The sequence below is a fragment of the Aromatoleum evansii genome (assembly GCF_012910805.1).
In the GTDB taxonomy this organism is placed as follows: Bacteria; Pseudomonadota; Gammaproteobacteria; order Burkholderiales; family Rhodocyclaceae; genus Aromatoleum; species Aromatoleum evansii.
Genome location: NZ_WTVK01000018.1, coordinates 25,544 through 47,496, shown reverse-complemented (window position 1 = coordinate 47,496; position 21,953 = coordinate 25,544). Strand labels below are relative to the sequence as shown.

At 65.1% G+C, this 21,953-nt stretch carries 19 protein-coding genes and 1 pseudogene; 7 read left to right on the top strand and 13 right to left on the bottom strand.

The genetic code is table 11. The annotated features are described in order from the left end of the window. The first annotated feature begins 48 nt into the window (after nt 1-48). Both GO615_RS11175 and GO615_RS11170 read left to right on the top strand, forming a co-directional pair. A complete protein-coding gene (locus GO615_RS11175) occupies nt 49-1,290 on the top strand; it encodes an aromatic ring-hydroxylating oxygenase subunit alpha (RefSeq protein ID WP_169127969.1) in 1,242 nt (413 codons plus the stop codon). Nucleotides 1,291-1,403: 113 nt separating this feature from the next. Beyond that, complete coding sequence (locus tag GO615_RS11170) at nt 1,404-2,510, top strand: FAD-binding oxidoreductase (RefSeq protein ID WP_246262236.1); 1,107 nt, start codon at nt 1,404-1,406, stop codon at nt 2,508-2,510. Nucleotides 2,511-2,671: 161 nt separating this feature from the next. Here the strand turns inward: GO615_RS11170 and GO615_RS11165 are convergent, their stop codons facing one another. From GO615_RS11165 to GO615_RS11115, 11 genes and pseudogenes are all read right to left on the bottom strand, one after another. After that, nucleotides 2,672-3,865, bottom strand: a complete 1,194-nt coding sequence (locus GO615_RS11165) for a putative porin (protein ID WP_169127967.1) — start codon at nt 3,863-3,865, stop codon at nt 2,672-2,674. A gap of 241 nt (nt 3,866-4,106) precedes the next feature. Further along, nucleotides 4,107-5,165, bottom strand: a complete 1,059-nt coding sequence (locus GO615_RS11160; protein WP_169127965.1) for a GlxA family transcriptional regulator — start codon at nt 5,163-5,165, stop codon at nt 4,107-4,109. A 211-nt stretch (nt 5,166-5,376) separates the two neighbouring features. Further along, complete coding sequence (locus GO615_RS11155; RefSeq protein WP_211167050.1) at nt 5,377-6,393, bottom strand: LysR substrate-binding domain-containing protein; 1,017 nt, start codon at nt 6,391-6,393, stop codon at nt 5,377-5,379. Between the two features lie 11 nt (nt 6,394-6,404). Beyond that, nucleotides 6,405-7,751, bottom strand: a complete 1,347-nt coding sequence (locus GO615_RS11150) for an NAD(P)/FAD-dependent oxidoreductase (RefSeq protein ID WP_169127963.1) — start codon at nt 7,749-7,751, stop codon at nt 6,405-6,407. A 113-nt stretch (nt 7,752-7,864) separates the two neighbouring features. After that, entirely contained in the window at nt 7,865-9,355 is a 1,491-nt protein-coding gene (locus tag GO615_RS11145) for an aldehyde dehydrogenase (protein WP_169127961.1), read from the bottom strand. Nucleotides 9,356-9,358: 3 nt separating this feature from the next. Continuing rightward, a complete protein-coding gene (locus tag GO615_RS11140; protein WP_169127959.1) occupies nt 9,359-10,279 on the bottom strand; it encodes a dihydrodipicolinate synthase family protein in 921 nt (306 codons plus the stop codon). Between the two features lie 94 nt (nt 10,280-10,373). Beyond that, nucleotides 10,374-11,672 carry a TRAP transporter large permease gene (locus tag GO615_RS11135; protein ID WP_169127957.1) on the bottom strand — a complete coding sequence of 433 codons (1,299 nt, stop codon included), beginning with the start codon at nt 11,670-11,672 and terminating at the stop codon, nt 10,374-10,376. Nucleotides 11,673-11,678: 6 nt separating this feature from the next. Continuing rightward, nucleotides 11,679-12,197 (bottom strand): TRAP transporter small permease, encoded by a 519-nt coding sequence (locus tag GO615_RS11130; RefSeq protein ID WP_169127955.1) that lies wholly within the window; start codon nt 12,195-12,197, stop codon nt 11,679-11,681. 81 nt (nt 12,198-12,278) lie between these two features. Beyond that, on the bottom strand, nt 12,279-12,896 hold the full coding sequence (dctP, locus tag GO615_RS11125) for a TRAP transporter substrate-binding protein DctP (protein ID WP_169127953.1): 618 nt from the start codon (nt 12,894-12,896) through the stop codon (nt 12,279-12,281). Nucleotides 12,897-12,945: 49 nt separating this feature from the next. Further along, a pseudogene (locus GO615_RS29510) lies at nt 12,946-13,248 on the bottom strand (hypothetical protein); the annotation flags it as partial. A 235-nt stretch (nt 13,249-13,483) separates the two neighbouring features. Beyond that, nucleotides 13,484-14,533: a GlxA family transcriptional regulator gene (locus tag GO615_RS11115; RefSeq protein ID WP_169127951.1), complete on the bottom strand. Its 1,050-nt coding sequence runs from the start codon at nt 14,531-14,533 to the stop codon at nt 13,484-13,486. 310 nt (nt 14,534-14,843) lie between these two features. On the opposite strand from GO615_RS11115, the gene GO615_RS11110 reads away from it, so the two are divergent. Next, the gene (locus GO615_RS11110) at nt 14,844-15,098 is read left to right on the top strand and encodes an SPASM domain-containing protein (protein WP_169127949.1); all 255 of its coding nucleotides are present in this window, start codon (nt 14,844-14,846) and stop codon (nt 15,096-15,098) included. Beyond that, nucleotides 15,095-16,798: a SulP family inorganic anion transporter gene (locus tag GO615_RS11105; protein ID WP_169128039.1), complete on the top strand. Its 1,704-nt coding sequence runs from the start codon at nt 15,095-15,097 to the stop codon at nt 16,796-16,798. The genes GO615_RS11110 and GO615_RS11105 overlap by 4 nt, the downstream gene beginning before the upstream one ends. A gap of 10 nt (nt 16,799-16,808) precedes the next feature. On the opposite strand, the gene GO615_RS11100 is transcribed toward GO615_RS11105, so the two are convergent. Then, on the bottom strand, nt 16,809-17,138 hold the full coding sequence (locus GO615_RS11100; protein ID WP_169127947.1) for a DMT family transporter: 330 nt from the start codon (nt 17,136-17,138) through the stop codon (nt 16,809-16,811). 117 nt (nt 17,139-17,255) lie between these two features. Then, nucleotides 17,256-18,206 carry a choline ABC transporter substrate-binding protein gene (locus GO615_RS11095; protein WP_169127945.1) on the bottom strand — a complete coding sequence of 317 codons (951 nt, stop codon included), beginning with the start codon at nt 18,204-18,206 and terminating at the stop codon, nt 17,256-17,258. Between the two features lie 392 nt (nt 18,207-18,598). Between GO615_RS11095 and GO615_RS11090 the strand changes: the two genes are divergently transcribed. The 3 genes from GO615_RS11090 (at nt 18,599) to GO615_RS11080 (ending at nt 21,785) form a co-directional block, all read left to right on the top strand. Then, nucleotides 18,599-19,483, top strand: coding sequence for a TorF family putative porin (locus GO615_RS11090; protein ID WP_169127943.1), 885 nt, complete (start codon nt 18,599-18,601; stop codon nt 19,481-19,483). A 264-nt stretch (nt 19,484-19,747) separates the two neighbouring features. Next, nucleotides 19,748-20,956, top strand: a complete 1,209-nt coding sequence (gene proV / locus GO615_RS11085) for a glycine betaine/L-proline ABC transporter ATP-binding protein ProV (RefSeq protein WP_169127941.1) — start codon at nt 19,748-19,750, stop codon at nt 20,954-20,956. After that, complete coding sequence (locus tag GO615_RS11080) at nt 20,949-21,785, top strand: ABC transporter permease (protein ID WP_169127939.1); 837 nt, start codon at nt 20,949-20,951, stop codon at nt 21,783-21,785. The genes proV and GO615_RS11080 overlap by 8 nt, the downstream gene beginning before the upstream one ends. Nucleotides 21,786-21,953: the final 168 nt, after the last annotated feature.

The following is a 21,953-nucleotide window of genomic DNA, read 5'->3' as shown; positions in this document are numbered from 1 at the left end:
GCCTGCGGGAATATCACCCCAACGTTTCTGCACCGAGGAGGAAATAACATGAAAGTGAGCAACGGGGTGAGGGAACTCCTCGCCGCCCGACGTACCGGGCACAGCCTGGATGCGCAGTTCTACACCAGCCAGGAGATCTTCGACCTGGACATGGAAGCCATCTTCGGACGGCACTGGATCTATGTCGGGGTCGAACCCGACATCCCCGAGCCGGGCGACTACTTCACGGTCAAGCTCGGCCGCGCGTCGGTCGTGGTGTTGCGCAACGACGACATGGAGCTGCGTGCCTTCCACAACGTCTGTCGTCACCGCGGCGCCCAGCTGTGCAACGCCCACAAGGGCAGCGTCGGCAACCTGGTCTGTCCCTACCATCAATGGACCTACGACCTGTCCGGCAAGCTGATCTACGCCGAGCACATGGGCGAGGACTTCGATCCCTCCGGCCGCGGCCTCAAGCGCGTCCATGTCGAGAGCGTCGCGGGGCTCATCTTCGTCTGCCTCGCCGAGAACCCGCCGGAAGACTTTAGCCGGATGCGCGAAACGATGGCCCGCTACATCGGGCCGCACCAGCTCGCCGACTGCAAGATCGCCGTGCAGGATGAGATCGTCGAGGCCGGCAACTGGAAGCTGGTCATGGAGAACAACCGCGAGTGCTACCACTGCGTGAGCAATCACCCGGAACTGACGATCTCGCTGTACGAGTACGGCTTCGGCTACCAGCCCTCGCCCTCGAACATCGAGCAGGTCCAGGCCTTCCGCGACCTCACGGAGCGTGAGCATGCCCGCTGGGAGGCCGCCGGCCTCAAGTCCGCGGAAATCGATGAGCTGGACAGCTGCGTCACCGGTTTCCGCACCAAGCGCCTGCCGCTCGACAAGGCCGGCGAGTCGCAGACGATGGACGCCAAGGTTGCCTGCCAAAAACTGCTCGGCAATTTCGGAGAGCGCAACCTCGGCGGCCTGTCGTTCTGGACCCAGCCGAACTCCTGGCACCACTTCATGAGCGACCACATCGTGACCTTCACGGTGCTGCCGATCGGCCCCGATCAGACGCTGGTGCGCACGAAGTGGCTGGTGCACAAGGACGCAGTGGAAGGGCGCGACTACGATCCCGCCAAGCTCACCGCAGTGTGGCGCGCGACCAACCAGCAGGACCGCGAACTGGTCGAGATGTCCCAGCGCGGCGTCGCCGATCCGGCCTACGAGCCGGGCCCCTATTCGCCCTACACCGAGGAGCTGGTCGAGAAGTTCGCCAACTGGTACGTGGGGCGCCTGAAGGCCGCCGTGGAATAAACGACGCGAGGCGGGAGCCGGAATGTCCGTGCCTTCCGCCATGAACCGCAAATCCCCCCGCTTTCCGCGTTCCTGACGGCAGCGGGGTCTGGAAATCCGAGGATGTATCCAGCATGAACGCACCTGTTACTCGTGATGTATGGCAGCCCGTGCCGCGCCTGTGGAATGCGGAGGAGGACGACGTCCTGATCTGTTGCCAGGTTCGCCATGAGACGCACGACGTCAAGAGCTTCATCTTTCGCCCCCGCACGCCGGGGCTGGTTCGTTTCCTGCCGGGGCAGTTCCTCACGCTCGAACTGGAAATCGACGGCGAGACGGTCAATCGTTGCTACACGATCTCGTCCTCGCCGACGCGCCCGGACACCCTGTCGATCACGGTCAAGCGCGTGCCCGGCGGCCTCGTCTCCAACTGGCTGCACGATCACCTCACCGCGGGCATGAGCGTGCGCGCCTTGGGGCCGAGCGGGGAATTCGCCTGCGCCCTGCATCCGGCGGGCAAGTACCTGTTCCTGTCAGGCGGATCCGGGATCACGCCGCTGATGTCCATGTCGCGCAGTTTCCACGACCTGGGCGAGGATCGGGACGTCGTCTTCGTGCATAGCGCACGCACGCCCGCGGACATCATTTTCCGGCGGGAGTTGAGCCTGCTGGCCACCAATCAGCCGGGCTTCCGCACCGCCTTTGTGTGCGAAGGGCGGGGCAGCGAGGCCGACTGGTCTTCGCCGACCGGCTACCTCGACCTTTCGCTGCTCAAGCGAATCGCTCCCGACTTCGGCGAGCGCGAGATCTTCTGCTGCGGACCGGAGCCCTACATGGCAGCTGTCCGGGCCTTGCTCGCCGGCGGCGGCTTCGACATGAAGCACTATCACGAGGAAAGCTTCAGCTTCGCCGACACGTCAGGCGATCAGGAAGGCGAGGAGGCCGGTAGCGCAGACGAAACAGGCGCTGCCGACGCAGTCGGTTTCACCGTCGAGTTCGCGAAAAGCGGCCGTACAGTGGTTTGCGCGCCTGGACAGAAGCTGCTCGACGCGGCGCGCGCGGCGGGCCTGCGCCTGCCATCGTCGTGCGCCAAGGGCGTGTGCGGCACCTGCAAGTCGCGCCTCGTGTCCGGCGAAGTGGACATGGTCCATGGCGGGGGCATCCGCCAAAGGGAGATTGATCAGGGCTTGATCCTGCCCTGCTGCAGCACGCCGCGGAGCGATCTCGTCATCGAGCGCTGACGTCCGCCCGGAAAAGCGGCACCGGTTCCGATCAGCCGGGGCGGTGCCGCGCGCCGAACCGGGACGGCGGCACGCCTACGAACTCGCCCCGCAACCCTGTCGGGCCGGGGCGATTTGTACGGTTTCGCTGCGCGGGGCGCGCGCAGCGAGGCCGCCGAAGATTAGAAGTAGTAACCGATGTTCGCGTAGAACGCCTTCTTCCACTTGTCCTCGCCACCGGCCGCCACCCCGCTCACGTAGTCGCCGGTGTAGGGGTCGTTCTTGCCCCAGCGCATCTCGGTGTAGATGAACAGCGGACCCGCGCTGAAGTGGGCGCCGGCGATGATGCGCTGCGAGTCCTTGTAGCCGGACTTGTCCTTCGTGACGACGCTGTAGTTGAGGTAGGGCGTGATGCCGCTGACCGGACCATAAGTGCCGGGGAGGGCGTAATTCACTTCGGCCGAGTAGAACTTCGTCTTCGACGCGACGTTGAAGGAGCCGTCGTAGGCGCCGAAGGTCACGGTGTCGTTGCCCGTCGCACTTGGGTTGCGCGGCGACATGTTCTGGCGGCCCACTTCGGCCAGCACGCCGAGCGCGCCGAACTTGCCGCCGTAGTGCAGTGCATAGGCCTTGCGCGAACCTTCGTCGTCGGTGTCCTCGTTGCGCAGGGTCGAGCGCAGCGCCGAGATGCCGAGTTCGGAGCTTGCCTCGCTGCCGTGATCGAATTTGTAGGCGACGCGGCCGACGAAGAGGTCGCGCTCCTTGTTGTCGCTGCCGCCGGTCACATAGCTGTCGGCTTTTGCCACGTTGACCGAGTAGCGATTGCCGTCGCGCGAAGTGCCGGTCCAGTCGCCGCCGTCCTTGGGGTAGTAACCGACCTGCACGTCGAGCGGGCCGAACTTGTGTTGCACCTTGGCGCCGAGATTGTGGACATCCTCCAGGCCGACGACGTTGACCAGGCTCTGGTAGAAGGTGCTGCTGACATAGGGCAGCAGGCCGAAGGGTACCTGGTTGATACCGGCCACGACCTTGGTGTCCTGGCCGAATTTGTAGCCGAGCCAGGCCCAGGACGGGAAGTTGATGCGGCCGACCTGGTCGGTGTAGTCATAGGGGTAGGCGCCGCCATAGAAGCGGTATTGGGCCGAGCCGAAGAGGGTCGACGAGTCGTAATTGACGTCGATCCGGAAGGTGTCGAAGCTCATCTTGCTGACGTTGGGATCGTCGTCGAACTTGTAGTCGTAGCGGGCGCGGATCGCGCCGCCGATCTTGAGTTCGCCGTCGCCTTCGGCGGCATGGGCGGGAAGGCCGCCCAACGCGACCATGATCCCGGCAAGGACGGCGGGCAGGGCCGAAAGGCGGGCGGGTGAGCGCTTCATCGTTATCTCCTCGTTCATTGTGGTCTCCCTCGGGAGTGGTCCGGGCGGTGGCGCGAAGATCTGTTCGCGCTCGATCCGCTCTTCAGTCGGATTGCCCAGATCGCATGTTATGGAAGGGACACAGGGAGGACTGTTCTGCGCTGGACGGGTAATCGTCCATTCAGGACATGTGTGACGTGATAGCCGACGTTGCCTTGAATTTGCTGAACGATGCTGTAAAAAGCATGCATTTAGACTGTATTCAACTACGCCGCGAGCCGCCCATACGTGACGGTGGGACGCTGAAGAATTCGCGGTAGCAGCGGCTGAAATGGGACGCATTGCTGAAGCCGCACGCGATGGCGATGCTCGTGATCGACTCGCTCGTCTGCTGCAGCAGGCGCCGGGCGCGCGTCAGGCGGGTTTCGAGGTAATAGCGCGATGGCGTTGCATTCATGTAGCGCTTGAACAGGCGGTCCATCTGTCGGCGCGAGATGCTGGCGTGATGTGCAAGGTCATCGATCTCCAGCGGTTCCTCGACGTTGTTCTGCATCAGCTGAAGAACCGTCCGGAGTGCCTCGGGGAGGGTGGGGTCTTCGCCTACGCCCCGCATTCGGCAATCCGCCGTGTCCTCGACCGGGCGGTCGCAGGCGAGGATGTCCTCCACGCCGCGCACGACCTCGTCGCCGTGATGTTGGCGGAGCACGGCCAACATCATGCTGAGGGCACTGTTCGCTCCCGCAGACGAGATGCGGTCACGGTCGATTACGAACGGATGCGGCTGCAGTCTGACTCGCGGGTAGCTTTCCTCGAGCCCGGCCCGGCTGTCGGGATGCACCGTGCACGCGTAGCCGTCGAGGAGACCGGCGTGTGCGAGCAGATAGCTGCCGTTCCACAGGCTGCCGAGCGCTGCCCGGTTGGTCGCAACTTCGCGCAGCTTGTCTACGACGTCGCGACGGGGCTCCAGCGTGGCTCGGTAGCCCCCGCATACGACCAGAAGGTCTATGCCCTTCGCGTTCAGAGCGGAGAGCCGGCCGTCGACGGAAATCCCGATGCCCAGATCGCTATGGACCGTGGATTCCTCGAGACTGCAGGTCTCGAATCGGTACAGGGGTTCGCGTGCAACCAGATTGGCGGTAACGATCGCATCCACTGCGCTGGTGAATGCCATGACCGAAAAGCGTTCGAGCAGCACGAACACGACCCGTCGCGTGATCGGCGTCGAATCGGGCCCGGGTGCGCGTCTTTCGACGTAGGCCAGATTGCCGTGACGCAGGCGGCTCTCGAAGCAGCGCTGGCTTTGATGAATGACTCCGTCCATTTTTGTCCCCATTTTTCAGCTTCATGACGTGGCGGACGTCATGGCGAAAGTCCCGGGAATTCTGTTTTTGCGTTTCTATCCGGGACATCGGGGAGAGTAAGGGCGCCCGGATAAACGCGGCAATGGAGGATTTTCAGGCCTTGTACAAAAGGCCGGCCTTATGCGGCGAGGTATTGCCGGAGAGGAAAAGCCGCGACTCGGGGGCCGAGCTTCACGGGCGCGGCAGGCGTCCTTGTTCCGTTTGCGCGAGATCGGACAGGATGAAATCGATGAATTCCTGCACGCCCGGTTTGTCGCGCGACGACTTATTCACCTTGAGGTAGTTGCCGCGGTCGACGCGAAGCGGGGCGTCGAAGAGGGTACGAAGTTTTCCGCTGGCAACCAGGGGCCGCACGAGATGGTGCCAGCCGAGGACGACGCCCTGGCCCGCGACGGCCGCGTCGAGGAGGAGTGGGTAATTGTTGCTGACGACGCACGGTTGCCGATCCGGCGCCTCGATGCCGCGCGAGGAAAACCAGTCGTTCCAGGTGATCGGGAACCATCCGATCGCTTCCGACGACCAGTGCTTCGGATGCAGGGTGAGCAATTCGGCGTTGGCGAGGCTGGAAGGGTCCGTAAACGGCCCATGGAGGCGCAAATACTCGGGGCTGCAAACCGGCTCGACGATTTCGGGAAAGACGTAATGCAGGGTCTCGCCCACGTCGCAGCGTTCATTTCCGCAAATCAGCGAAATGTCGACTTCGTCGAAATTGCGGAGCGTGTCGTCTTCGTCCGACGCCAGGAGGACGAAGCGGGCTTCGGGGTGAAGCTCTCGGAAGCGGTCGACGTAGGGCTTGAACCAGTAGGTGATGGCCCCGTTGGTGCCGGAACAGGTGATGACGGGCCTTTCTTCCGGCTGGTGGAGACTCTCGATCGCCTCGCACAGCCGGTCGAGCCCGCTGCTCACCGCGGCGAGGATGGTCTGGCCGGAGGCCGTCAGCTCAAGGCTGTTGTGCTTGCGCACGAACAGCACTGTCCCGAGCGCTTTTTCCAGGCCGCGGATCTGCTGGCTGATCGCCGCCTGCGTGACGTTCAGCTCATTGCCGGCAAGCGTGAAGCTCAGATGCTTGGCCGCAACCTCGAAGGTCGCGAAAGCCCCGAGCGAGGGGAGGTAGCGCCGTTTGTAGACCATGGGCCGATTTAACCAGCGCCCCCTTTCCAGCACAATAGGCGCCGTCTGCACCGGCATTTCGACTGCTCCTATTCCTTCCGCGCCAGCCATTCCTTGCACCGGATCACGGCATTCGCGCCGATTGCGGCGATGGGCTCGGGCGGCAGGCGCGGGGGCTCGGGTTCCCTGGCGAAGAAGGCCGTGACTGGTGAGGACACGCCGCTCGCGAGCTCCGCCGCGCAGATCCCCGTGAGCGTGCCGCGCATGCTGCCCAGGCCGTTCTGGACGCAGGCCGCGAAGACGCCGTCGTCGATCTCGCCGGTCACCGACACGCTGTTCTTCGACAGGCACAGGTGGCCGGACCACACGTAGGCCATCTTCACGTCGGAGAGGTTCGGGAAGCGCGCGTCGAACTTGCCGCGCATCACCTCCGTCGCGCGGCGCATGCCGTGCTCGGTGGATTCCATGTCGGGACGGAATTCCGCGCAGGTGCGCGTGACGATGCGGTTGCCGCCCTGGCCGGCGTCGATCCGGCGCATCGTCGTGCCCATCGGGTCGGAGGGCGTGACGCCCCAGCGGCTGCGGCCGCCGAGCCTTGCGAGGACTTCCGGACCGAGCTCTTCGGTCATGCACGCGAAGAGCATGATGTGCATCAGGCGTCCGCGCTTGATGCCGAAGCTTTCGATGTGTCCGTTGTTCGAGAGGATGAGCTTGCCGGCAGTGATCGTGCCGCGCGGTGTTGCAACGCGCCACGTCGCGCCTTCACGCCGGAAGCCCGTCACCGGCGTGTTCTCGTAGATGTCGACGACCGGCGCGAGGCCGCGCGCGAGGCCGCGCACGTAGCCCGCGGGCTGCAGCATCACGGTGCCGGGGGTGAAGAGGCCCGAACGGTAGTAACGGCTACCCGTAAGCTCGAACATGCTCTTCTCGTCGAGCAGCTCGTACGGTTCGCCCAGGCTTTCGAGGTGTTTGGCGTAGCTCAGGTTCTGCGCGTGGCTGGCCTCGGCGGCTGCGCCGTTGACCTTGCCGGCGGGGTCGAAATAATTCGGGTCGATCCCGTACTCCACGACCGCCTGGCGCGCGTAATCGATGCCCCAGCGATTGAGCGCGATGAGGCTGCTGTCCGAGCCCTCGTCGGCTCCGGCGTAGTTCGACGACGTCAGCTCGTGGGGCAGATCGATCATGAAGCCCGAATTGCGCCCCGTGCCGCCCTTGCCGATGCAGCCCGCGTCGAGCAGGACGATGCGCGCGCCGGGATTGAGCTGCGCGAGCCGGCGTGCCGCGTACAGGCCGGCAAAACCGGCGCCGATGATCGCGAAATCGCAGCTGCGGTCCCCGTCGAGCGCGGGATTCGGTGTGCGCGGGCCGAGGATTTCGTCCCAGGCGGCCGGCCCCGCGTGTTTCGGCAGGCGTGTTGCAGAATACTCTTTGGTCATTTCCGTTGCTCGTCCGAGGAAGGAGAACAGTCCCGGCAATCCGGCGACGGTTTGCACCGCCGCCGTTCCACCTGGTCCTCAGTTGCGATGTGCGATCAGTCCCTGCCCAAGTCCTAAGCGACGTTCAGGTCTAGCCAGATCGTCTTCAGCTGCGTGTACTGGTCGTGGGCGTGGATCGAGTTGTCGCGGCCGCCGAATCCGGATTGCTTGTAACCGCCGAACGGCGTGGCGATGTCGCCTTCGCCGAAGCTGTTGACGGTCACCGTGCCGGCGCGGATGGCGCGTGCGCCGCGGATCGCGCGCTTGGCGTTGGCCGTGAACAGTGACGCTGCCAAGCCGTACTCGGTATCGTTCGCGACCGCGATCGCCTCGTCGAAGCTCGACACGGTGATCACGGACAACACGGGCCCGAAGATCTCCTCGCGCGCGAGCACGGTGTCGTTGCTGCCGACGTCCACGATCGTCGGTTCGACGAAGGCGCCGCCGATCGACCTCCCGCCCACGACGATCTCCTCCTGCTTCGCCGCGGCGATGTAGCCGCACACCTTGTCGAAGTGGGTCTTCGACACCAGTGCGCCGACGCGCACCGTCGGGTCGAGCGGATCACCGACCTTCCATTCGGCGGCGAGCGCCTTGACCTTCTCCAGGAGCGCGCCCTTGATGTCCTTGTGCACGATCAGGCGCGACGCGGCCGAGCAGTTCTCGCCCATGTTCCAGAACGCGCCGTTCACCACATGCGCGGCGACCACGTCGAGCTCCTCGGCGTCGTCCATCACGACGCAGGGGTTCTTGCCGCCCATCTCCAGCACGACTTCCTTGAGGTTGGAGTCGGCCGAGTAGTGCAGGAAGCGCCGGCCCGTGACCGTGGAGCCGGTGAAGGAGACCATGTCCACGTCCGGATGCCGGCCGAGCGGCTCGCCCACTGCGCTGCCGCTGCCGGGCACGACGTTGAGCACACCCGGCGGAACGCCGGCTTCGTGCGCGAGCTGCGCGACGCGCAGGGCCGTGAGCGAGGTTTCCGCGGCGGGCTTGAGGACGACGGAGCAGCCGGCCGCCAGCGCGGGGCCGATCTTCCACGCCAGCATCAGCAGCGGGAAGTTCCACGGCAGCACGAGGCCGACGACGCCGACGGGCTCGCGCACCACCATCGCGACGTGATTGTCCGACGCAGGTGCGACCTGATCGTAGATCTTGTCGATCAGCTCCGCATGCCAGCGCAGGCAATGGATCGTCTCGGGCACGTCGATCGTCGTACAGTCGAAGATTGTCTTGCCGCTGTCGAGGCTCTCCATGACGGCGAGCTCGGTGGCGTCGCGCGCCATCAGCTCGCACAGGCGCAGCAGGACTTCCTTGCGCTCACCGGGGCGGAGCGCGGACCAGCGGCCGTCATCGAAGGCGGTGCGGGCGCTCGCCACGGCGAGATCGACGTCCTCGGCGGCGCACGCGGCGATGTCGGTCAGCACCGCACCGGTCGCCGGATTCACCGTGCGGAAGGTCTTGCCCGAGATGGCCGGACGGAATGCACCGTCGATGAAGGCCTCGTGCGGCAGCGCGAGGTTGCGGGCGATATGCTCGTATTCTTCGCGGGTCAGCAGGATGCTCATCGCTCAGCCCTCCGCTTTGATGGCGGCGATGGTCGGCTTGAGGGTGGCGAGGACGGCCGCGAGCGCGGCTTTTTCCTCGTCGTTCAGCCCCTGCAGCGGCGGGCGAACGGGACCGGCGCGCAGGCCGGCGACCTCGGTGCCGTGCTTCACGCACTGGATGAACTTGCCGCCCTGCTCGAGCACGCGCATCAGCGGCATCATCGCGGCCATGATGCGGCGGCCCTTGGCGAAGTCGCCCTTGAGCACGCAGGTCTCGTACAGGAACACATGCTCTTCAGGCAGGAAGTTCGAGCCGGCGCAGATCCAGCTGCGCGCGCCCCACGCGAAGAACTCCAGCGCCTGGTCGTCCATGCCGCAGGACATCTGGATCTGCGGGTAGTCGAGCGCGAGCAGGTGCAGGCGGTTGATGTCGCCCGAGCTTTCCTTGATGCCGGCGATGTTGCCCGACGAGGCGCACACCTGGTCGAGGAAGGACGTCCCCATCTCGACGCCCATGCGCGCCGGGTAGTTGTAGAGGATGACCGGCAGGCCCGCGGCGCTGTCGATCGCCAGCGCGTTGATGGCGTTTTCCGCTTCGGTGGGCACCGAGTAGGGCGGGGTACCGAGCAGGATCGCATCCGCGCCCATGTCGCGCGCACCGCTGGCAAGGGCGATGCTGTCGGGCGTGCGCATTGCGCCGGTGCCCACGATCACCGGGAGGCGGCCCTTGAGGCGCTCCTTGATGAAGCGCGCGAGTTCGAGGCGTTCCTCGACCGTCTCGGCGTAGTTCTCGGCGGTCGAGCCGCCGGAGATGATGCCATGCACGCCTTTCTCGACGAGATGCTCGACGAGAGCGGCCAAGGCGTCGAGATCGAACGAGCCGTCGGCCAGCATCGGCGTGACGACCGGGGTGTAGATGCCTTCGAGCTTGAAGCTGGAGTTCATGTCTGTTTCATCCTTGTTCAGGACGCACGGGGGGCCTCCATGGGCCCGCGGCGTCATGGTTGTGGAAGTTGCCGGGTGGGGGACGGCTGGGCGGCTACTGGACGAAGCCGAACATTCGCGGCAGGTAGAGCGCGAGCGGTGACCAGTAGGTCGTGACCAGCATCACCGGAAACGCGCCGAAGGCCATCAAGTAGAGGGCAGGGCGTGTGACACCGGCCATCCCCACGTTGCCGACGCGGCACGACATGAAGAGAATCGGGGCCATGGGCGGGCTGTTCGCGCCGATCACCACGCTCGTGCCGATGATCGCGGCGAAGTGCACCGGATCGACCCCGATCTCGGCCATCACCGGCACCATCAGCGGGCTCACGATCGCGATCACGCTGACGTCATCCATGATCATGCCGATCAGGATCAGGAAGATGTTGACCATCAGCAGGATGATGACGGGATCGGAGAAGTTCTCCAGCAGCAGGTCGGTGAGCTGTTGCGGCACGCCTTCGAGGGTGAAGATGCGGCTCGCGACGAAGGAGAAGACCAGGATGATCATGATCACGCCGGTGGTCTTGGCGGCCTCGACGACGGCCAGCGCAACCTTGCGCAGGTCGAGCTCTCGATACACGAACAGGCCCACGGGGATCGCATACACGACGGCGACGGCGGCGGCTTCGGTGGGCGTGAACACGCCGCCGTAGATGCCGCCGAGGATGATCACCGGCAGCATCAGTGCGGGGATCGCCTTCCAGCCGGTGCTGGCCGTTTCGGCGAGACGCTGGCGCCATGGCGTCTTGGCGTCGTTGCCGCCGAGATGCCGCTTCACATGGATGGCATTGAGGATCGACAGCAGGATCATCAGCAGGATGCCGGGACCGACGGTCGCGAGGAAGCAGGCGGCGACCGACTGGCGGGTGACGACCGCGTACAGGATCATTGTGATCGAGGGCGGAATCAGCAGGCCGAGCAGCGACGAAAGCGCCAGCAGGGCGCTGGCATAACCGCGGGAATAGCGATGGCGCTCCATGGGGTCGATCATGATCGAACCGATGGAGGCGACGGCCGCCGAGGCCGTGCCCGAGATCGCGCCGAAGATGCCGCACGCGACCACCATCGAGGTGCCCATGCCGGTGCGCGACCGACCGACCATCGCTTCGACGAAATCGACCAGGCGCTTGGCGATGCCACCCGTCTGCATCAGGTAGCCGGTCATCACGAACAGCGGCAGCGCCACCAGGATGACGGAATTGATCGACCAGAACCCGGTCGTCATCAGGGAGGAAATGTCGACGTCGTACAGCAGCGACAGGATCAGCGTCATCCCCGCGAAGGAGAAGACGACGGGCACGCCAATCATCATCATCACGACGACGGCAACAATGGCAATGAGAGCTTCCATGTCAGATCACTCCATCGGGGACGACGGATCGCCCGGCGAAATGTTGGCGCCCGACAACTCGAGGATCAGGTCGCGAATCAGGTAAATCACGAATGCGATGGATGCAACAAGGAGGCTGACTTGCGCAGTCCACCACGGGATGCCGAACACGGCCGTGGTCTGACCGCGCTCGAGACCGAAGGCGAACAGATTCCACGCCCAGGTCGCGAACATGACGGCCACCCCGAGCGAGATCACCGTCGAGACCAGCGACGCGGCGCGGTGAATTTTGGGATTGCTCGTCAGCACCTGGACGAAATCGGCGGACAGGTGTGAGCGCTCCCGCGAGGCCAGTGCGGCGCCTAGCATGTAGAACCACATCGCCGAGAGCAGCATGAGTTCTTCCAGGCCGAACACCGGCTTGCCGAGCACTGCGCGGCTGAAAATGCCGATGGCCAGCAGCAGCGCCACGGCGAGCCCGATAAGGACGAGGATCGGGTTGACGATGCGCACAACGAGCGCATCGAGGCATTTAAGGATATTCATGACGCATTCCTTCCCCGAAGGGACGTGAGGCACGGCAGGCGGGGCTGCGGAGGGCGCAGCCCCGACGTCAGGAGGGATGCCTTATTTAGGCGTCGAGGCGTTGGCGCGGACCTGGGTCATGATCTCGGAGCCCAGTTCCTTCTCGATCTGCGGCCACACGGTCTTGCGCACGCGCTCGACCCAGGCGCCCTTTTCCTGCGGCGTCGGCACGATGTACTTGATGCCGGCCTTCTGCGCCGCCGCGACCCACTTGTCGTCTTCGGCCTTGGCGTTCTTGAACTGCTGCTCGATCACCGCCTGCGCCGCCGATTCGATGATGCCGCGGTCTTCGGCGTCCATCTTGTCCCAGGTCGCGCCGTTCATCAGCAGCGAGTAGGACGCGAAATTGTGCGAGGACTGCACGAAGTAGTTGAGCTGGTCGCGGAAATACTCGTAATCCCAATAGATCACGTTGGACGAATCGCCGTCCACGACGCCCGTCTGGATCGACGTGTACACTTCGGCCCAGTCGATCGGCACGGCCTCGAATCCCATGGCTTGCACGGTCTGCGGCAGCGGGAAGATCGGCTGCGAACGGACCTTGATGCCCTTCGCCTTCTCGACGCTTGTCGCGTAACGGCCCTTGGTGCCGATCCCACCGAAGCCTTCGGGGAAGGGGCCGAAATACTTCAGGCCGATATCCTTGTATACCGGGTCCATGATCTTGCGCAGCCAGCCAGCCGTCCTGGCCGTAGGACTTGATGGCGTCATCCCAGTCCAGCACCAGGTAGGGAATGTAGTTGACGACGATGCGCTTGTCGTAGGAGGTCTGCGGCCAGGTCAGCATCATGTGGATGTTGCCCTTGACCAGTTGATCGAACATTTCCTGTTGGCCGCCGAGTTCGCCCTGGTAGAAGACGTTGACCTTCATGCGGCCCTTCGACTTCTCCTTGATCATCGAGGCCCAGCTCGCCACGGCCTTGCCGTTCACGGAGTTGCGGTCGCCCGATTCGGCGGCCAGCACCAGCTTGTAGCTCTTGTCGCTTGCCTGCGCCGAGATGGGAAGCAGCATTGCGATTGCGGTCGCGACGGCAGCGATGCCTTTCAGCTTGAACATGAGTCTCCTCCTGGATGGATCGTATCGAGAGGGCGGTAGCCGCTCTTCTTTAGTGATGCTGTGGGCGGAGATTACGTTTCGCTGATCCGACGCGGCAAGCGAGGTCTTTCAGGAGTTTGGGATAAGGTAAACCTTATGGCTTCATGCACGGAATTAGTGAAAGGAGGGTTGCCGGCGCACCGGAATGCGCTCATGCATTTCCATAGTAGTCCACGCTCGGCCTGGCCTGAGCGCGCGGCGTTGCCAGCAGCGGCACCGGCGTGAACGGCGGCTTCCTGCACTTCTGCCCGCGCTCGCCGCTCGGCGGGTAGCCGAAGAGATCGCGATAACACTTCGCGAAATGCGGCGGCGTGCGGAAGCCGCAGGCGATGGCGATTTCGAGGATGGACATCGAAGTCTGCAGCAGCAGCGTGCGCGCGCGGTGCAGGCGCAGGTCCAGGTAGTACTTGGTCGGCACGCAGTTGAGGTAGCGCTTGAACAGGCGCTCGATCTGCCGCCGCGAGACGCCGATCTCGTCGGACAACTCGTCGAGCGAGAGCGGCTCCTCGATGTTGGCCTCCATCAGCGCGGCGACCTTGAGCAGGTTCTCCTGGCAGATGCCGACCTGGTTCTGCAGCGGGATGCGCTGACGGTCGTTGTCGTCGCGGACGCGCTCGACGATGAACTGCTCCGAAATCGCCAACGCGATCTCGGGTCCGAGCTGGTCCTTGATCAGGTGAAGCATCAGGTCCAGCGGCGCGATGCCGCCCGAGCAGGTGTAGCGGTCGTCGCCGATCGAGAAGAGTTTCTCGGTGACGTGGATGCCGGGGAACTCTTCGAGCAGACCGGCCATGTTCTCCCAGTGGATCGCCACCGGGTGCTTTTCGAGCACGCCGGCCATCGCGAGCGCGTAACTCCCGGTGCACAGTGCGCCGATCGGCACGTGCCGCTGCGCCAGGCGGCGCAGCGCGGCCAGCAGCGCAGGCGTGATCGCTTCCTTGACCTTGATGCCCCCGCACACGAAGGCGATGTTCACCGGCCCGATGTCATCGAGCGACACCGTCGGCAGCATGTACGCGCCATTGCTTGCGGTGGCCGGCTGGCCGTCGAGCGTGACGATGGACCACTGGTACACCTCGCGCCCGCTCAGGTAGTTGGCCATGCGGAGCGGCTCGATCGCGCTCGAGAGGGCGATCATCGAATAGTTGTCGAGTGTGATGAATGCGAAGCGATAGGTCGGCGCTGCCGTTGCTGCTGCCATGGTGTGGTCTCCTTCCGGTGCTCTTGTCGTTGGCCGGAATGCTTGTGTCCGGCTCCTGCTGCTTGATCACCGTCTGTCGCGAGTGCAGCGACGAACGGTTCGGCACATCTTCCGCTTTTTTAATTGAACGTGCAATCAAAAAAGAGCGGTGACCATGGTGGCGTGCTGGCGGCGTGGTCGGCCGATCCGGCGAGCCTGGGAGACGGTGGGTCGCGGCGTTCGACGAGTGGGTGCCCCACGACGTGGGCGACATGGTCGAGATGAACTTAGAATGGCTCACGCACGTCGGGCTCGGCGTGGAAGGGTCGGTGTGCACGATGCCGAAGCGCTCGGGCATGCGCTGCTCGTCGAGCACAATTGCGGCGTCTATGCGTGCGACCATTACATCAATCCGCGCTATCGTCTCGGTAATCTCCTGTCTGAAGAGGTCCTCGCGATGGTCGACTCGGCCCGGCAACACGCCATCGGTGTCGCCAAGGAAAGCATGCACGCCATCGATCGGCCGCTCACGTTGCCGGGCAACGCCGCCGCCGGCGGCAAGGCGATGGTCCTGTGGCTGAAATGAGTCCGGCGAGGGCGCGACTCCTGCGGCTGCTGCCCTTCCTGCGCTGGCCGCGGCCCAGCGCGCAGACCCTGCGCCGCGACGCCTGGGCCGGGCTCGCCGTGGCCCTCGTGCTGATCCCGCAGTCACTCGCCTACGCCACCCTGGCGGGGATGCCGCCGGTGACGGGCCTCTACGCGGCGCTGCTGCCCGCCGTCGTGGGCGTCCTGTGGGGCGCTTCGCCGCTCCTCGCCGTGGGGCCCGTTGCGCTGACGAGCATCCTGAGCTTCGCGATCCTGCAGCCCCTTGCGACGCCCGGCAGCGCCGATTGGGTGGCATTGGCGATCTGGCTCGCGCTGTATTCTGGCGCGATCCAGTTCCTGCTGGGCGCGCTGCGCCTGGGTCTGATCGCGAACTTCGTGTCGAATCCCCTGATCGCCGGCTTCATCAATGCCGCGGCGCTCTCGATCATCCTGTCCCAGTTGCCGGCGCTCTTCGGCGTGGCGGGCGCGGTCGATGCCGACTGGCCGCGGCGCCTGGCTACGACGTGGCACGCCGACCCGGGCCTGCTCGCGACGACCGCGGGCTTCGGTTTCGGCGCGCTTGCGCTGCTGCTGCTCCTGCGTCGATTCGCGCCGCGACTTCCCGGCGTTCTCCTGGTGTGCGTGGGTGGCACCGCGATCAGCGCGGCCTTGGGCTTTGCGGGAAGCGGGGGGGCCGTGGTGGGGTCCGTTCCCGCGGGACTGCCGCAACTCGCTCTGCCGCCATCGCTCGGTCTGGAGCAGCATCGGGCGCTGCTTCCGGGAGCGCTGATCGTCGCCCTGGTGAGCTTTACCGAAGCGATGTCGAGTTGCCGTGCGCTCAGTCAGCGCAGCGCGCGGCGCTGGGACGAGAATCAGGAACTCGTCGGCCAGGGCCTGGCCAAGATCGTGAGCGGGGCAAGCGGTGCCTTCCCGGTCAGCGGCTCGTTCTCGCGCTCGGCCCTGAATGTGTTCGCGGGTGCCGTCAGCGGCTGGTCGACGCTCTTCGCGGTCGCCGGCGTCGTGGTGTTCCTGCTCTTCCTCACCGACGCCCTCCACGATCTGCCGCGCGCCCTGCTCGCGGCGGTGATCGTCGCGCCCGTCCTGGGGCTCATCGATTTCGGCGTCTTCGCGCGACTGTGGCGCATTTCGCGCGACGACGGCCTGGTCGCCGTGGTGAGCTTCGCCGCCACGCTCGCCAGCATGCCTCAGCTGCATTGGGGCGTGCTCGCCGGCTTCGTCACCGCGATGCTGTGCTTCCTGTACCGTCGCGCGCATCCGCGCATCGTCGAGTTGGGACTCCACGCCGACGGCACCTTGCGTGACCGTTTCGCACATGGCTTGCCACCGCTGGCGCCGGACGTCCTCGCCGTACGCATCGACGCCTCGCTGAGTTACGTCACCGCGCCGCTCCTCGAGCGCTTCGTGCTCGAGCGCGTCGGCACTGCCGCCGGTGTGCGCACCGTGCTGCTGTGCGTGTCGGCTGCCAACGATCTCGACGCCACCGGAGTCGACATGTTGCGCCGGATGCACCGCGAGCTCGCCCGGGCCGACGTGGTGCTGAGGCTGTCGGCGGTGAAGCGGCAGTTCCGTGCGGTGCTCGACCGTGCCGGCCTGAGCGCCGAATTGGGTGAGGCCGCGCTGCTCGCAACCGACCGCGAGGCGATCATGGCACTCGTGCCGCAAGCGACGAGCAGCCCATAGGCTGTGCTCGTCAGTGGATGCCGTCGCGCGAGAAGACGTTGATGACGACCACGCCGGCGACGATGAGCGTCATGCCGGCGACGACCGGAGCGCTGAGGCGCTGGGCGAAGAGCAGGGCGCCTGCGGCGGAAATCAGGACGACGCCCACCGCGGACCAGATCGCATACGCGACGCCCAGCGGGATGCGCTGAATGGCGAGCGACAGGAAATAGAAGGAGATGCCGTAGCCGGTCACCACGACGAGCGAAGGCAGCAGGCGCGTAAAGCTGTTGGAAGCCTTCAGGGCGGTGGTGGCGGCCACCTCGGCGAGGATCGAGATCGACAGGTAGAGCCACTCCATGCGGAGCTCCGTGCTGTGTGCAAAAAAATGGCGCGCGACTCGGAAGGGCGCGCGCCGAGGGAGGAAGCAGGGAGACGATCGGGACGGTGGAGGCCGGGACTCCGCCTCCCCCGATCCTCAGCGTTGCAGGTAGGCCTTCACCGAGGCGAGGCCGTCGCTACCGTCCGCGGCCTTGACGCCGGCGAGCCAGCTGTCGAGCTGGGCCGGGTTTTCCTTGAGCCAGGTCTTGATCACGGCCGAGGGATTCTTCTTCTCCACGATCGGCATCATCAGCCGGTTCTCGATGTCGGTATTGAAGGTGAGGTTGCTTACTAGGCGGCCGACGTTGGGGCAGCGGTTGATGTAGTCGGGCGGCACGACGGTGTAGACCTTGGCTTCACCGAAGTTCGGCCCGAAAACCTCGTCGCCTCCCTCCAGGTAGGTCACGTCGAACTTGACGTTCATCGGGTGGGGTTCCCAGCCGAGAAACACGATCCACTTCTTCTGCCGGATCGCCCGATCCACCGACAGCAGCATCCCGGCCTCGCTCGACTCGACCATCTCGAAGCCCTTCAGTCCGAAAGCGTTTTCCTTGAGCATCTTCTCGATCAGCGCGTTGCCGTCGTTGCCCGGTTCGATGCCGTAGATCTTGCGGTCGAGCTTGTCGGCGAAGCGGGCGATGTCGGCAAAGCTCTTCAGTCCCGCGTCGGCGACGTATTTCGGCACCGCCAGCGTGTACTTCGCACCGGTGAGGTTGGGCGTATCGAGGACCTTCACGTCGCCCGTCTTCACGAAGGGCTCGATCATCGGGGTCATCGACGGCGACCAGTAGCCGAGAAAGACGTCGATCTGCTTCTTCTTGATGCCGGCGAAAGTGATCGGCACCGAGGCGATCGTGGTCTTGGGCCGGTAGCCGAGGCCTTCGAGCAGGGTGGAGGCGAGCGCGGTCGTCGCGGTGATGTCGGTCCAGCCCACGTCGGCAAAGCGGACGTCGCGGCAGCTGGCCGGCTCGACGCTGGCGGCGGCGTTGGTGGCGAACACCGTGAAAGCCAGGCTGGCGGCAGCGGCGACGTTGACCATTTTCTTCATGACGGATCCTTTTCGGTGCGGTGGAATTCAATCCTGGCGACACGCCCGGCAGCGCACGTGTGCGCCAGCCCGGGTGCCGCTCGCTATGGCTGCCGGTTCCGGACCGACAGGTGCTGCCGAGGATAGCCAGCCGCTTCGCCTTCGGATTCCCTCTGCGCGACCCGATCTGTCGTGACGGCGCCCCGTGGCGGGCGTGTTGCAGGAGATCCCCTGTTCCGGTCGCAAACGTGGGTTTCCTGGTCGCAATCTCGTCTGCGCGACCGTTCCTGGCGACGAATAATCGGCTCGCCTCCCCGGAGGATGACCTCGAGCGAACAGGCTGCGACCGGACCTGGACGGCGAGCGGGGGTGCGAAAGAAGTCCTTCCATGTTCTGTGCCAGGAGCAAAAATAATGAAATTCCACACCACCGCCTCCGTCCTCGGCCTGTGCGCAACGGCGCTGTGGGGCATTGCCCCGCCCGTGCTCGCGCAATCGGCGGATCCGGATCCCGTGCAGATCGCAGCGGGGCCGCAGGCCGGCGCGTCGGTCGCACCCGAGGAGCCCGCCGCGTCCGCCCTCTCCGCGAATGTCACGTTGACCTCCCAGTACGTCTCGCGCGGCTGGCGGCAGACTTGGGGCAAACCCGCGCTGCAGGGCGGTTTCGACTACGCGCACCCGAGCGGATTCTTCGCCGGCACCTGGATGTCTAGCGTGAGCAACCGCTTCATCGAGAACGGCACCGTCGAGTGGGATCTTTACGCAGGCTATGCCGGAACGGCGGGGGACATTGGTTACGGGGTCACCGCCTACTATTACGTCTATCCCGGCGCGAAGATGGCCTTCGCCGACGTGCGCTACGACTACGGCGAGATCGTTCCCAGTATCAGCTACAAGTTCCTCACGGTGAAGTACTGGCTCACCTACACGCGGGACTATTTCGGCTTCAACGACGAGACGCTCGGCACCACGGCGCGCACCGGCGACCGGCACAGCCGCGGCTCGGGCTACCTCGATATCAACGCCAACTTCGACCTCGGCGCCGGCTACGGCCTGCTGCTCCACTACGGCCATCAGCGCGTGCGCGGCTTCAGCTTCGCGAACTGGCGCGACGCCAAGGTGGCCGTGAACAAGAGCTTCGATGGCGGTTGGACCGTGTCGCTGGGCTATACGAAGGCCTGGGATAAGGACGACCTGTTCGAGAACTACACGACGGGCGCCGTCGACTCCTCGGGCAGGATGCACGTCTCCAACCCCTTGAAGGGCACGGTCCTGTTCTCGGTGACGAGGACGTTCTGAGGACGTCGTCCGGGGCGACGCGCAAGGCTGCCCCGGACCTCCGCGACTCGCTGGGGGTACTCCATGCGCGTGCCGATTCCGGTCCTCCTGACGCAGTCCCGATTCTGGTGGTCGCAATCCGGGTCTTGCCGATTTCCCATCCCCCTACACTTTTCCTGCCCGCGCGCCGCCCGCCGCGATGAAGCGCACGGGGTGAAGCAGCGACGACGGTAAGCAATAACCCAACGGAGACACGATCATGAGAATGGAAAAGAGGACGTGGCGATGAAACAGAAGATCGTTGCCAAGGGCCTGCACAAGATCTTCGGCCGAAGCCCCGACATAGCGATGGAGATGCTGCGCAAGGGCCGGCACAAGGATGAAATCTTCAAAGAGACGGGTATGGTCGTCGGCGTGCAGGACGCGAACTTCGCGGTCAATGAAGGCGAGATCTTCGTCATCATGGGCCTGTCGGGGTCGGGCAAGTCCACGCTGATCCGCCTATTGAACCGTCTCATCGAGCCGACCGCCGGACAGATCCTCGTCGACGGGCAGGACGTCGCGACCATGAGCAAGGCCCAGCTCGTCGCCTTGCGCCGGCGCGACATGGCGATGGTGTTCCAGTCCTTCGCGCTGCTGCCGCACCTGACCGTGCTCGACAATGCCGCGTTCGGGCTCGAGGTCGCGGGCGTGGGGCGCAAGGAACGCGAGCGGCGCGCGCTGGAGGTGCTCGACGAGGTCGGCCTCAAGGCCTTCGCCGCGAAGCGCCCGGCGGAACTCTCCGGCGGCATGCAGCAGCGTGTGGGCCTCGCGCGCGCGCTGGCGGTGGATCCGTCGCTGATGCTGATGGACGAGGCCTTCTCGGCGCTCGATCCGCTCAAACGCACGGAAATGCAGGAGCTCCTGCTGACGCTGCAGAAGGAGCACAAGCGCACGATCATCTTCGTCTCGCACGACCTCGACGAAGCGTTCCGCATCGGCAACCGCATCGCGATCATGGAAGGCGGGCGCGTCGTGCAGATCGGCTCGCCCGACGAGATCCTGCGCAATCCGGCCGACGACTATGTGCGCGCATTCTTCAAGGGCGTGGACGTCAAGCGCTACCTCACCGCGAAGGATGTCGCCCTCCCGGACGAGGTCCTCGTGATGGAGGCGCCGGCCGACCTCAACGCGGGCTTCGAGTCGGCGATCGGGCGGCTGCGGCAGATGCGCCGCAACTACGGCTTCGTCGTCGACAAGGAGCGGCGGGTGCTGGGCACGGTGTCGATCGATTCGATGCTGCGTTGCCTGGCCGAGGGCAGGACCACGCTCGAACAGGCGCTGCTCGACGACATCCCGGCCGTTCCGGGCGATACCCGCATGACCGAACTCATTTCCAACATCGTCAGGAATCCCTATCCGCTCCCGATCATCGACGGCGAGCGGCGCTACCTCGGCGCCGTGACCCAGACGATCCTGCTGCGGAACATGGCACAGGAGACGGCCAATGTCTGAGTTTCTACCGATCGGCGAGTGGGCCGACCAAGCCGTGAATTTCCTGCTGGAGAACGACAGCGGCACCTTCGGGGCGCTCGGCACCTTCGTCGGCAGCCTGACCGAACTCGTCGAGCAGGCCCTCATGTTCATCCCGAGCTGGGTGCTGGCCGTCGTGCTGACGGCCCTCGCATTCCGGCGTGTGGGCTGGCGCTTCGCGCTGTTCTGCGCAGCCGCGGTCGTGGTGATCATCGGCACCGGATTCTGGAACGCGACGATGGCCACGCTCGCACTGGTGATCTCGGCCACCCTGATCAGCCTGATGGTGGGCGTGCCGCTCGGCATCTGGACGGCGAAGAGCAGGCTTGCGGCCTACTTCGTGCGGCCCAGCCTGGACTTCATGCAGACGATGCCGGCCTTCGTGTACCTGATTCCGGCGGCGATGCTGTTCGGCCTGGGCAAGGTGCCCGGCGTGCTGGCGACGGTGATCTTCGCGATGCCGCCGGTGGTGCGCCTGACCAGCCTCGGCATCCGCCAGGTCAACAGCGAGCAGCTCGAGGCGGGCGTGACCTTCGGCTGCACACCCTGGCAATTGCTGTTCAAGGTGCAGATTCCGGGCGCGCTGCCTTCCATCATGGCCGGCATCAACCAGACCATCATGATGGCGCTGTCGATGGTGATCATCGCGTCGATGGTGGGCGCGGGCGGTCTCGGCAACGACGTGCTGACCAGCATCTCGCGCCTCGACATCGGTCTCGGCTTTGAGTCGGGACTGGCGGTCGTGCTGCTCGCGATCATTGTCGACCGGATGACCGAGAGCTTCGGCGTGGCGCGGCCGACGAAGGCCTGAGGTCCTGCGTCGGAGACGCAGGAGCCATTAGGAGGTTCCTTCCCCTTCAAGGGGAAGGACAGGATGGGGATGGGTTTCCTTCAGCCGCCTCGGAGTCCACCCATCCCCACCCCGGCCCTCCCCTTGAAGGGGAGGGAGTTCCGTTCTGCCAGCACTATCGCATCGCTC

Excerpts from the sequence above, each read along its gene's own strand:
- GO615_RS11175 (WP_169127969.1), top strand. The coding sequence starts at position 49 with ATGAAAGTGAGCAACGGGGTGAGGGAACTCCTCGCCGCCCGACGTACC.
- GO615_RS11170 (WP_246262236.1), top strand. The coding sequence starts at position 1,404 with ATGAACGCACCTGTTACTCGTGATGTATGGCAGCCCGTGCCGCGCCTG.
- GO615_RS11165 (WP_169127967.1), bottom strand. The coding sequence starts at position 3,865 with ATGAAGCGCTCACCCGCCCGCCTTTCGGCCCTGCCCGCCGTCCTTGCC.
- GO615_RS11160 (WP_169127965.1), bottom strand. The coding sequence starts at position 5,165 with ATGGACGGAGTCATTCATCAAAGCCAGCGCTGCTTCGAGAGCCGCCTG.
- GO615_RS11155 (WP_211167050.1), bottom strand. The coding sequence starts at position 6,393 with ATGCCGGTGCAGACGGCGCCTATTGTGCTGGAAAGGGGGCGCTGGTTA.
- GO615_RS11150 (WP_169127963.1), bottom strand. The coding sequence starts at position 7,751 with ATGACCAAAGAGTATTCTGCAACACGCCTGCCGAAACACGCGGGGCCG.
- GO615_RS11145 (WP_169127961.1), bottom strand. The coding sequence starts at position 9,355 with ATGAGCATCCTGCTGACCCGCGAAGAATACGAGCATATCGCCCGCAAC.
- GO615_RS11140 (WP_169127959.1), bottom strand. The coding sequence starts at position 10,279 with ATGAACTCCAGCTTCAAGCTCGAAGGCATCTACACCCCGGTCGTCACG.
- GO615_RS11135 (WP_169127957.1), bottom strand. The coding sequence starts at position 11,672 with ATGGAAGCTCTCATTGCCATTGTTGCCGTCGTCGTGATGATGATGATT.
- GO615_RS11130 (WP_169127955.1), bottom strand. The coding sequence starts at position 12,197 with ATGAATATCCTTAAATGCCTCGATGCGCTCGTTGTGCGCATCGTCAAC.
- dctP (WP_169127953.1), bottom strand. The coding sequence starts at position 12,896 with ATGGACCCGGTATACAAGGATATCGGCCTGAAGTATTTCGGCCCCTTC.
- GO615_RS11115 (WP_169127951.1), bottom strand. The coding sequence starts at position 14,533 with ATGGCAGCAGCAACGGCAGCGCCGACCTATCGCTTCGCATTCATCACA.
- GO615_RS11105 (WP_169128039.1), top strand. The coding sequence starts at position 15,095 with ATGAGTCCGGCGAGGGCGCGACTCCTGCGGCTGCTGCCCTTCCTGCGC.
- GO615_RS11100 (WP_169127947.1), bottom strand. The coding sequence starts at position 17,138 with ATGGAGTGGCTCTACCTGTCGATCTCGATCCTCGCCGAGGTGGCCGCC.
- GO615_RS11095 (WP_169127945.1), bottom strand. The coding sequence starts at position 18,206 with ATGAAGAAAATGGTCAACGTCGCCGCTGCCGCCAGCCTGGCTTTCACG.
- GO615_RS11090 (WP_169127943.1), top strand. The coding sequence starts at position 18,599 with ATGAAATTCCACACCACCGCCTCCGTCCTCGGCCTGTGCGCAACGGCG.
- proV (WP_169127941.1), top strand. The coding sequence starts at position 19,748 with ATGAAACAGAAGATCGTTGCCAAGGGCCTGCACAAGATCTTCGGCCGA.
- GO615_RS11080 (WP_169127939.1), top strand. The coding sequence starts at position 20,949 with ATGTCTGAGTTTCTACCGATCGGCGAGTGGGCCGACCAAGCCGTGAAT.